General features: G+C 66.0%; 10 protein-coding genes, 1 tRNA gene and 1 pseudogene. 3 read left to right on the plus strand and 9 right to left on the minus strand.

Going from position 1 to position 10,135, the window contains the following annotated elements:
- Positions 1 to 5 precede the first annotated feature (5 nt).
- The gene (locus AC1DS0_RS22755; RefSeq protein ID WP_476816543.1) at positions 6 to 464 is read left to right on the plus strand and encodes an Lrp/AsnC family transcriptional regulator; all 459 of its coding nucleotides are present in this window, start codon (positions 6 to 8) and stop codon (positions 462 to 464) included.
- 21 nt (positions 465 to 485) lie between these two features.
- On the opposite strand, the gene AC1DS0_RS22760 is transcribed toward AC1DS0_RS22755, so the two are convergent.
- The 4 genes from AC1DS0_RS22760 to AC1DS0_RS22775 all read right to left on the minus strand — a co-directional run bounded on the left by AC1DS0_RS22760 (position 486) and on the right by AC1DS0_RS22775 (position 3,643).
- Positions 486 to 1,220, minus strand: a complete 735-nt coding sequence (locus tag AC1DS0_RS22760) for an ABC transporter permease (protein ID WP_476816528.1) — start codon at positions 1,218 to 1,220, stop codon at positions 486 to 488.
- An 8-nt stretch (positions 1,221 to 1,228) separates the two neighbouring features.
- On the minus strand, positions 1,229 to 1,903 hold the full coding sequence (locus tag AC1DS0_RS22765; protein WP_476816529.1) for an ABC transporter permease: 675 nt from the start codon (positions 1,901 to 1,903) through the stop codon (positions 1,229 to 1,231).
- Positions 1,900 to 2,529: a hypothetical protein gene (locus tag AC1DS0_RS22770; protein WP_476816530.1), complete on the minus strand. Its 630-nt coding sequence runs from the start codon at positions 2,527 to 2,529 to the stop codon at positions 1,900 to 1,902. The genes AC1DS0_RS22765 and AC1DS0_RS22770 overlap by 4 nt, the downstream gene beginning before the upstream one ends.
- A 64-nt stretch (positions 2,530 to 2,593) precedes the next feature.
- On the minus strand, positions 2,594 to 3,643 hold the full coding sequence (locus tag AC1DS0_RS22775) for an ABC transporter substrate-binding protein (RefSeq protein WP_476816531.1): 1,050 nt from the start codon (positions 3,641 to 3,643) through the stop codon (positions 2,594 to 2,596).
- On the opposite strand from AC1DS0_RS22775, the gene AC1DS0_RS22780 reads away from it, so the two are divergent.
- The gene (locus tag AC1DS0_RS22780) at positions 3,618 to 4,265 is read left to right on the plus strand and encodes a helix-turn-helix domain-containing protein (RefSeq protein WP_476816544.1); all 648 of its coding nucleotides are present in this window, start codon (positions 3,618 to 3,620) and stop codon (positions 4,263 to 4,265) included. The two genes, AC1DS0_RS22775 and AC1DS0_RS22780, sit on opposite strands and share 26 nt — an antisense overlap.
- A gap of 128 nt (positions 4,266 to 4,393) precedes the next feature.
- On the opposite strand, the gene ssb is transcribed toward AC1DS0_RS22780, so the two are convergent.
- The 5 genes from ssb to AC1DS0_RS22805 form a co-directional block, all read right to left on the minus strand.
- Positions 4,394 to 4,939 carry a single-stranded DNA-binding protein gene (gene ssb, locus AC1DS0_RS22785; protein ID WP_476816532.1) on the minus strand — a complete coding sequence of 182 codons (546 nt, stop codon included), beginning with the start codon at positions 4,937 to 4,939 and terminating at the stop codon, positions 4,394 to 4,396.
- 222 nt (positions 4,940 to 5,161) lie between these two features.
- Positions 5,162 to 5,935: an NAD kinase gene (locus tag AC1DS0_RS22790; RefSeq protein ID WP_476816533.1), complete on the minus strand. Its 774-nt coding sequence runs from the start codon at positions 5,933 to 5,935 to the stop codon at positions 5,162 to 5,164.
- Between the two features lie 188 nt (positions 5,936 to 6,123).
- On the minus strand, positions 6,124 to 7,110 hold the full coding sequence (locus AC1DS0_RS22795; protein WP_476816534.1) for an MBL fold metallo-hydrolase: 987 nt from the start codon (positions 7,108 to 7,110) through the stop codon (positions 6,124 to 6,126).
- A 242-nt stretch (positions 7,111 to 7,352) separates the two neighbouring features.
- A complete protein-coding gene (locus tag AC1DS0_RS22800) occupies positions 7,353 to 7,778 on the minus strand; it encodes a hypothetical protein (protein WP_476816535.1) in 426 nt (141 codons plus the stop codon).
- A 72-nt stretch (positions 7,779 to 7,850) separates the two neighbouring features.
- Positions 7,851 to 7,925 (minus strand) — tRNA-Thr (locus AC1DS0_RS22805).
- A gap of 284 nt (positions 7,926 to 8,209) precedes the next feature.
- On the opposite strand from AC1DS0_RS22805, the pseudogene AC1DS0_RS22810 reads away from it, so the two are divergent.
- Positions 8,210 to 10,135, plus strand: a pseudogene (locus AC1DS0_RS22810) (autotransporter domain-containing protein); the annotation flags it as partial.

Consider the following 10,135-nt stretch of genomic DNA (forward strand, 5'->3'; position numbering starts at 1 on the left):
AGGCGATGCAACTGACCGAGCAGGACCGCAAGCTGGTCACCCTTCTGCAGGGCGACGCCCGCATCTCGAATCAGGATCTGGCCGAGCGCGCCGGCATGTCCGCTTCCGCCTGCTGGCGGCGGGTGCGGGCGCTGGAGGAGGCCGGCGTGATTGCGAGCTATCGCGCGATCGTCGATCCGGCCAAAGCCGGGCTCGCCTTCAGCGCGATGGTTCATGTCGGGCTGGTGCGGCACGAGGCCGACCACGTCTCGACCTTCATTTCACGCGTGGCCGAGCGCCCGGAAGTGCTGGAGTGTTTCGCGACCACCGGCGAAGCAGACTATCACCTGCACGTCGTCTGCCGTGACAAGGACGCCTACAACGAATTTCTCGACCACTTCCTGTTCAGGCTGCCGGGCATCGCGCATGTCCGCACCAATCTCGTCCTGAAGGAGATCAAGGTGCATGGCGCGGTGCCGGTGTGAAGATCGACCGCAGCTCGGTTCTCAGGCGGGCGCAGCCGCGCCGAGCTGGAGGTCGCGCGCCTTCTGTGCGACGGCGCGGTTCTCGATCGATAGCCGCTGCTCGAGCTTGCGCAGCAGCCAGCTCAAAGACGTCGTGATGCAGAAATAGATCGCGCCGGCGGTGAGGAAGACTTCATAGGGCGCGAAGGTGTTCGACACCTCCAGCCGAGCCGCGCCGGTGAGGTCGAGCAAGGTGATCGTGCTCGCCAGCGACGTCGCCTTCACCGTCAGGATGATCTCGTTCTCGTAAGCGGGCAAAGCGAGGCGGATTGCGAGTGGGATGGTAACCTTGCGCTGCGTCTGGAACCAGGACAGGCCGAGCGCCCGCGCCGCTTCGTTGAGCCCCTTCGGCACGAGCCGGAGCGCGCCCGCGATGATCTCGGCGGTATAGGCGGCCGAGTTGAGCCCGAGCGCGATGATCACGCACCAGAACGGGTCGCGGAAGATCGGCCAGAGCGCCGAGGTCCGGATGACGTCGAACTGCCCGAGCCCGTAATAGACAAGGAAGACCTGCAGCAGCGAGGGAACGCCGCGGATGACGAAGATGTAGGTGCTCGCCGGCCCATGCAGCCAGGCCGAGCGCGCATTGCGCGCATAGGCCAGCGGTATCGCGATCAGCATGCCGAAGATCAGGATGAGAACCGCGAGCCTGCCCGTCAGCCCGACGCCCTTGAGCAGGTTCGGGAAGGCCTCGGCCATGATCTGGACGTCAAGCATGGGATCGCTCAGGCAAAGCCGCGATTGGAACGAAGGCGAGCACGGTGCAGGCCCCAGGACGCCGCGCTGGTGATGGCGAGATAGAGCAGCGCGGCGACGGCGTAGACGAAGAACGGCTCGCGCGTCGCGCCCGAGACCACGGCGGACGCCCTGAGCAGTTCCTCCAGCCCGATCACGGAGATGAGCGAGGTCTGCTTGATCAGGATGATCGAAAGATTGCCGAAGCCCGGCAGCGCGATCCGCCAGGCCTGCGGCAGCACCACCCGGAAGAAGGCGACGCTCCGCGGCAGGCCGAGCGCATGCGCCGCCTCCGACTGTCCGCGCGGCACCTGCCTGATGGCGCTGCGGAAGATGTCGCTGGCATAGGCCGCGAAGATGAAGGCCAGTGCCGCCACGCCGGCGGCGAACCCGTTGATGTCGACATAGTGCCCGGTCAATCGGGTGAGGGCGATCGTGCCGCCGAAATAGATCAGGTAGATGACGATGAGGTCGGGAACGCCCCTGACGATCGCGGTATAGGCCTCCGCGACATAGCGGAACGGCTTGCTGCCATAGGTCTTGAGTGCCCCGAGCGACAGGCCGAACGCGGTTCCGAACACCAGCGCCACGGCGGCGACCGACAGTGTCACTCCCGCCCCGTAGAGCAGTTGCAGGCCATAGCCGGAGAGCCAGGCCAGAGTCATGGCAGCGCGTCCCCCATATCCCCGGTGGCGCGGCTTGCAACCTTCTGGCGGATCAACTCGCGGACGGGGCCGTCCCGCCAGGCTTGGAGCTTGCCGCCGGAGGTCCGCTCGTCGGCATAGACGATCCAGACATCGTCGGGCGAACCCAGGATCTCGTCGACGCGGACGCGGTCCGGATACTGCTCAGCATATTCCAGATAGACCAGCGCCGAATCGTATTTCCCGGCGAGCAGGTTCTGGAAGATGATCGGCAGCGAGGGGTCCGAGACGCGCGTCTCCCAGCGGCTGATGTCGATATAGCTCTCGGTCGCCGGCGCCAGCAGGCCGATCGATTTCGGTCGCTCGACCTCCGAGCGCGTCAGCACCGCCAGCTCCTTGCTGCGGGAAATGAAGCTGTCGACGGCGAACACCTTGTGGAAATGCGTGCCGAGCGTCGGCGGCGTGTCCGGGTGGACCGCGCATTGGATGACGAAATCATAGTCGCCGCGCATCAACCCGCTCGTGGCCACGTCGAAGTCGGGCACCAGCACGATCTCGCTGTCGGGGATCTCGTGGAACTTGATGTATTCCCTGGTCACGAGCTCATGATTGGTGCCGCTCGGGCCAAGTGTCGCAAAGGTGATCATGGAGGCGGCCTCGTTCTGCCGGGCCGAAGGCAGGCCGAGCCCGCCTTGGGCGTCGCTGGTCGATTCACATCAGCTTGAAGTCGAAATACTTCCTGGTGATGCTGTCATAGGTGCCGTTCGCGATCAGCGTATCGATGGCGGCGTTGACCTCTTCGAGCAGCTTGGCGTCGTCCTTGCGCAGGGCGATGGCGTTGCCTTCGCCCAGCAGGCCGCCGGTGTATTCCGGGCCGACGAGCGCAAAGCCCGCTGCCTCCGGCCGCCTCAGGAAGCCGAGCATCGAGGTCACCTTGTTGGCGAGCAGCAGGTCGACGCGGCCGGCGATGAGATCGAGCTCGACATCGGTGGTCTTGTCGTAGCGCACGATCTCCGATTTCGGATAGATCGCGGTCAGATAGGCGTCCTGGATGCTGCCGCGCTGCACGCCGATCCGCTTGCCCTTGAGCGTTTCAGGGTTCGTGTCTGCGGCCACGTCCTTCCTGGCGACGAACTGGCTAGCCGTGTTCTTGTACTTCTTGGAGAAGGCCACCTGCTGCTTGCGCTTTTCGGTGACGCCCATGCTCGCCACGATCAGGTCGTACTTCCTGGCGTTGAGCCCCGGGATGATGCCGTCCCATTCCTGCGCCATGATCGTGCACTTGGCCTTCATCACCTCGCACAGAGCGTTGGCGATATCGACGTCCCAGCCCGTCAGCTTGCCGCCGGCGTCGACGAAGCTCCAGGGGGCATAGGTTCCCTCGGTGGCGATCCGCAGGTCTTTTGCTTGCGATGCCGAGACGAAGACGCTCGACAGGGCTGCGCAGAGAAGGATAGTCTTGAGCTTGCGATTGTTGAGCATGATCCCCTCACGACATTTATTGTCGGTCACTTCAGGGATTGTTCTGTCGCACCAGCAGCTTGTCAACGCGCTGGCAAATATTTTCATCTCATGAAAATGTCGCTGCCGGGACAGGCGCGGCCACGTCGCCCGAACGGCGTGGCGCAGGCTCGAAACCGATGCGCAAAGGCTGGGAGGCTCTGCTGTGGTCGATCGCAAGCGCGACGGCAAACCGCCGGAAGGAAAGCGCGTCAGGCGTGGCGCGCTCTCAATGATGACGCGGCCCGGCCGCACGGCCACGGGCGAGGGCTCATCTATCAAGGAGTCTGGCGAAGTCGATGGCGGGCAGGGTGGCCAGGCCCTTGCGACGGCGGTCGGCCAGGAGATCCGGAGCCTGCGGCTGAGCCTGAGCATGGCCGCCAATCAGCTCGCCGAGGCGGCGAAGCTGTCGAACGGCATGCTCTCCAAGATCGAGCGCGGCTCGGCCACCCCGTCCTTCACGACGCTCGTTTCGATCGCGGCTGCGCTGAAAGTGCCGGTCGCGCGGCTGTTCGCCTCCTATAACCAGCAGGCCGACTATTCGCTCGTGCGGGCGGGGCAGGGCATCGCCGTGCAGCGCCGCGGCCAGCGCGCCGGGCTGAGCTACGAATTGCTCGGTCACCTGCTCTCGGGTGAAAAATACATCGAGCCCTATCTGGTTACCCTGACCAGCGAGGCGGCGGACCATCCCGGCTTCCAGCATACCGGGATCGAGTTCATGCACATGCTCGAAGGCGCGATGGTCTACCGCTATGCAGACGCGGCGATGGAGCTGCGCCCAGGCGATACGCTCGTTTTCGACGCCAATTTCGTCCATGGCCACGAGCGGCTGCTGACGCCGACCGTCCGCTTCCTGTCGGTCGTGTTCAACCTGCGCACATAAATCATCATCGCGTGTCCGATAGGACGCGACGATGATCTATCTCATTGTGATCGCATCGGATCAGGCTTGCGCCTGTCCGGGGAAGGCACGGGGCAGAACAGGCCGGATCGCCCGACTGCCCGCGGGGCCTAGAACGGGATGTCGTCGTCGAGATGGCTCGACGAGCGCGAACCGCCGCTGCTGCTGCCACCGCCGCTCGCCATCGCCGGCTGGCGCGAGCCGCCGCCGACGGGGCTCGACCGGCCGAAGGAGCTACCGCCCGAAGAGCCCTCATCGCCATAGCCGCCGCCGCTGCTGCCGCCGAACTCGTCGCCGCCCTGGCCGCGGCTGTCGAGGATGGTGAGCTCGCCGCGGAAGCGCTGCAGCACGATCTCGGTCGTGTACTTCTCGACGCCCTGTTGGTCCTGCCATTTGCGGGTCTGCAGCTGGCCTTCGATGTAAATCTTCGAGCCCTTCTTCAGGTACTGCTCGGCGACCTTGGCGAGGTTCTCGTTGAAGATCACCACCGAATGCCACTCGGTGCGCTCCTTGCGCTCGCCCGACTGCTTGTCGCGCCAGGTTTCCGAGGTGGCGATCCGCAGATTGACCACCGGCTCGCCGCTGCCGAGGCGCCGTACCTCGGGGTCGCGCCCGAGATTGCCGACCAGAATGACCTTGTTGACGCTACCAGCCATGACAGGCTCCGTTTCCTGCGCACTTCACCACGAACCGGCCGATCGACCGGAGCCGGACCCTAGCCGGCCACGCGGGCACTATCAACGATGTTCCTGTTTTGTTCAAGGCACTTTGCACGGCTTGTCCCCGATAAAATTCGGGACTGCGGCAAAGCCCATGGCGCTTCGCCTGGCACTGGCGCGGCAGGCTTCATCGCGACGGGCAGCCGCCTCCGCGCAGCCTCAATAACCGAACTGTTCGCGCAGGATGCGCTCGTCCAGGCTGTGGCCGGGGTCGTGCATCATGACGAGATCGAGCGAGCGGTCGATCGCGATCTGCACCGAGATGACGTTGTCGATCTGGGTGTGGTCGGCGACGGCGCTGACCGGTCGCTTCTCGGCCTCCAGCACCGCGATCGTCACTCTGGCGTGGTCGGGCAGCAACGCGCCGCGCCAGCGCCGGGGCCGGAAGGGCGAAAGCGGGGTCAGCGCCAGGAGTGGCGCGTCGAGCGGCAGGATCGGGCCGTTCGCCGAGAGGTTGTAGGCGGTCGAGCCGGCCGGGGTCGCAAGCAGCACGCCGTCGGCGACGAGCTCGGACAGGCGCACCTGCCCGTCGACCGACAGGCGCAGCTTGGCCGCCTGGTAGGATCGGCGGAACAGCGAGACTTCGTTGATGGCGCGCGCCTCGACGCGCTTGCCGGTGCAATCGACTGCTGTCATCGCGAGCGGGTGGACCACGCTGCGCTGCGCCGCCTCGAGCCGCTGGCGCAGGCCGCGTTCACGGAATTCGTTCATCAGGAAGCCGACCGAGCCGCGGTTCATGCCGTAGATCGGCTTGGCCGTGCCCATGAAGCGATGCAGCGTCTGCAGCATCAGGCCGTCACCGCCGAGCGCGACGATCACCTCGGCATCAGCCGGATCGGCATCGCCATAGCGCTCGACCAGCTTGGCCCGTGCGGCCTCGGCCTCGGCCGTCTCGCTGGCGACGAAGGAGATGGCGGTGAAGCGCTCGGTCATCGCTGGTATCCGGCAGGCATGGCTCTAGGGCAGGGTGCGAAAAAATGAGAACCGGTTTTTCGCTGTGATCCGGCTCTAGCGGTCTAGCACGGCAGCCGACGGGATCGCGAGCCGCCCGGGGAACACGCCGCCAAAAAGAAAGGCCGGGGCGCATGCCCCGGCCTTTCCCAGCGGATGCGCGAGGGGTCTCAGATCGCGCTGCTCCACTGCACCGGTACGAGCTCGAAGCCGTTGCCCGCCTTGGCGATATGCCCGGTGGCGGGGAAGGGGGCGTGGTAGAAGCAGACCTGCATCTTGTCGGCGACCGCCATGTCGAGCAGCTTGCGGCGGGTGGCGGCGGCCTGCGGCCCGTCCATGTCGAATACCGCCGACCAGTCGGGATTGCGCACGAACAGGGCCGGGTGGTTGGTCGTGTCCGACAGCACCAGCAGCTTGCCGCTGCCTGAGGAAACGGCGAAGACGGTATGGCCGGGGGTATGGCCGGGCGCGGCGATCGCGGTCACGCCCGGCACGATCTCCTTGCCGGCCTCATACTGCTTCACATCCTTGGCGACCGGGCCGAAGACGCGGCGCACGCCGGCGAAAGCGCCCTTCATCGCCTCGGGGGCGGCGTTCATCTTGGCGTCGTCCATCCAGAACGCCCATTCGGCCGCCGGCACCATCACCTCGGCGTTCGGGAATACGGCCGTGCCGTTTTTCAGCCGGAAGCCGTTGATGTGGTCGCCATGGAAATGGCTGAAGATCACGGTCGAGACGTTCTTCGGGTCGAGCCCGGCGGCCTGGAAGTTCTTCATCCAGGCGCCCGAGGTCGGCGCGCCGGAATCGCCGTTTCCGGTGTCGATCAGGGTGATCTTGTCGCCGATCTGCAGCGCCAGCGTGGTGAAGGTGATCGAGAGGGCGTCGCTCGGCAGATAGGCCTGCTCCATTGCTTTCTTGACGTCGGCGAGCTCGGCATTGCGCACGAAGCCTTCGAGCGGGCGCTTGGCGAAGCCGTCGTTCAGGGCGGTGACGGTGATGTCGCCGACCTTGTAGCGGTAGAATCCCGGGTTCTGGTTCACGGACGCTCCTTGCGCGCGGGCCGGCGCGATGCCGGCGGGCAGGTCGAGCGCGGCAGCTGCAGCGAGCGCGCCGGCGCCTGCCATCACAGTGCGGCGCGAGGGTTCGAAACGGGCCATCGATCAGGCTCCAACAACGAGAGGGGCACGACTTCTCCCGAATGGCGCCCCGCCAGCCAGAATCGTGCCCTGGGCATTGCTCAGCCCGAGCGCAAAGCTAGCTGCACGGACAATGCCTTCAACCGCCGTATTGTTGCCTTGGGTCAATTATCCGTGAAGTTGCCCAGCGCAGCGGAGCTTGAGCCGGCGGCTTGAATCGATTTCTGCGGCGAAACGGCCTCGCCCTTGAAATCGGGATCGTTTCAGCGCTCGGCCTGGGTCGAGCTCGGATCGGAGCGGCCCCGCGCGAACGCCTTGAGCAGGGCGGCGCAGAGCGCGAGCGAGGCGAGCGCGCCATGGCCGGAACAGCCGGCGACCAGCGCCTCATAGGTCTGCTCCTCGGTCGCGACCGATTGCAGGCTCCAGTTCCAGTCCGGCGCCTTCTCGCGGATGACGTTGACCGCGACGTCGATCTCGGCGCTGATCCGGCCGATCGCCTTCCAGAGCGAGCCCTGCTGGTAGATGCCGCCGGGCGGGGTGCGCGGGGCGAGCAGCGTGGTCGGCTTGCGCCGGACGGTGAAGCCGAGCGCCTCATAGATGTCGGCGTCGAGATTGCGGTCGGGGCGGCCGGTGCGCTCGCAGCGTTGCGCGAGGGCGAGCAATTGGTCGCGCTGGTCGGCAGAGGTCATCGCTCGGTGGGCTCCGGTCGTCCTCGTCGTCGCGGCGGCATGGCAAGCAAGCGACAGGCCACCGAAATCGGATGGTGCCGGCGGAGAGGATCGAACTCCCGACCTTCGGTTTACAAAACCGCTGCACTACCGCTGTGCTACGCCGGCCCTGTGCGCTGCGGTATCAGGCCGGTGGGGCGAGGGCAAGGCCGGCGACACGCTGTCCTATGCCGAAGCGGCCGCTTGGCGCAGCGCCCACCTCCGGCGAAAGCGTGATCCGCGATCGCGCTCGATCCGCCAGTTGAGCTCGCCCAGCGTGGCGGAACTGCCACATCCCATCCATTTGGCCTGTTGTGAACCGCTGTTCATTGCCTTGCGTGCCGCGCTGCCTGAGCCTGCACGAGGGTGAGAGGGCAGGATTGGTGTCGGAGACGATCTTTCGGACGCTTGCGGTGAGCAGGCTGGCTCGGCCTGTGCCGGGCGTGATGTCGTCTGCCGTCTCCCTGCGCGCGCTCATGCTGGCGGCAGGGCTCGCGCTGCTCGCTGCTCCGCCCGCCGCTCTCGCCCAGTCGGTGACCGGCACCGGCGACCTCGATCCGAGCCTTCCCGCGCCGCTGCCGGACTGGAATCTCGGCGCCGCCAACCTCAACGTCGGCTATCGCTACACCGGCACGCTGACCATCGAGAATGGCGGCACGGTCTCGAACCGAATTGGGTTCGTCGGCACGGTCGCCGGCTCCACCGGCACAGTGACGGTGACGGGCACGGGGTCGACCTGGATCAATAGCTCGGTGCTGAATGTCGGTCTTGGGGGCACCGGCACGCTGACCATCGAGAATGGCGGCACGGTCTCGAATACCAGAGGCTCTGTCGGCGTTGACCCCACCAGCGTCGGGGCGGTGACGGTCATGGGCGCGGGCTCGACCTGGTCCAATAGTAGCGACCTTGTTGTCGGTTTTTCCGGCACCGGAAACCTGACGATCGCAGATGGCGGGCGGGTCACGAACAATGCGTTCTCCTATTTGGGCTTCTCTCCCGGCAGCAGCGGTACGGTGACGGTGACCGGCGCAGGTTCCACTTGGGCCAATGCCGGTCTTCTCCGTGTCGGCTTTTTCGGCACTGGCACGCTGACCATCGCGGATGGCGGCACGGTCTCGAACACGGATACCTTTGTCGGTTACATGACTGGCAGCACCGGCACCGTGACGGTGACCGGCGCCGGCTCGACCTGGATCAACAGCGGCGAGCTCCATGTCGGCTCTGAGGGCACCGGCACGCTGACTATCGCCGATGGCGGCAAGGTATCGAACACCGTCGGAGTTGCCGGGCTTGAGTCCAGCGGTACCGGCACGGTGACGGTGACCGGCGCCGGCTCGACCTGGACCAACAGCTCTGATCTCTACGTCGGCCATCAAGGCACCGGCACGCTGACCATCGAGAATGGCGGCAAGGTCTCGAATACCAGGGGCTCTGTCGGCGTTGGCACCGCGAGCGTCGGTGCCGTGACGGTGACCGGCGCCGGCTCGACCTGGACCAATAGCAGCGGGCTCTTTGTCGGCTACTCCGGCACCGGTACGCTGACCATCGCCGCTGGCGGCAAGGTCACGAGCGCCGGCAGTGGTGGGGGCCCTGCCGGCTCTATCGGCGTCATGGCTGGCTCCACCGGCACGGTGACGGTGACCGGTGCGGGCTCGAGCTGGACCAATGTCGGCTCACTCGAGGAAGGCGATCTTCATGTCGGCGCGGCCGGGACCGGCACGCTGATCGTCGAGAATGGCGGCGCGGTCTCGAGTGTCTCCGGCTATATCGGCTTTGCCTCCGGCAGCAGCGGCACGGTGACGGTGACTGGTGCCGGCTCGGCCTGGACCTTTAACGGCATCCTCGCTGTCGGCGCTGAAGGCGCCGGCACGCTGACCATCGAAAATGGCGGAAAGGTCTCCGGCACCAACGGAGGCTATATCGGACAACGTAGCGGCAGCACCGGCGTGGTGACGGTAACCGGCGCCGGCTCGACCTGGAACGGTGGCCCTGGCCTCTATGTCGGCTATGGCGGCACCGGCACGCTGACCATCGATAAAGGTGGCTCAGTCGTAACACGTGGGGGGACGGTCATTGGATCTGGCGGCACGGGCACGCTGAACCTGGTCGGCGATGCCAGCAGCGGCCGTGGCGTGCTGGAAGCCAACTACATCATCGTCAACCCCGGAGGCACGCTCAATCTGGACGGCGGCATCCTGCGCGCGCGCATGAGCTCGTCATGGTTTCTCGACAGTTATGGCGTGGTGACCATCGGCGCCAACGGCGCCTTCTTCGACAGCAACGGCTACGACATCGACGTTTCGGCCAATCTCGGCGGCAGTGGCGGGCTGACCAAACAG

It is taken from the genome of Allobosea sp. P4_H5 (genome assembly GCF_056400825.1).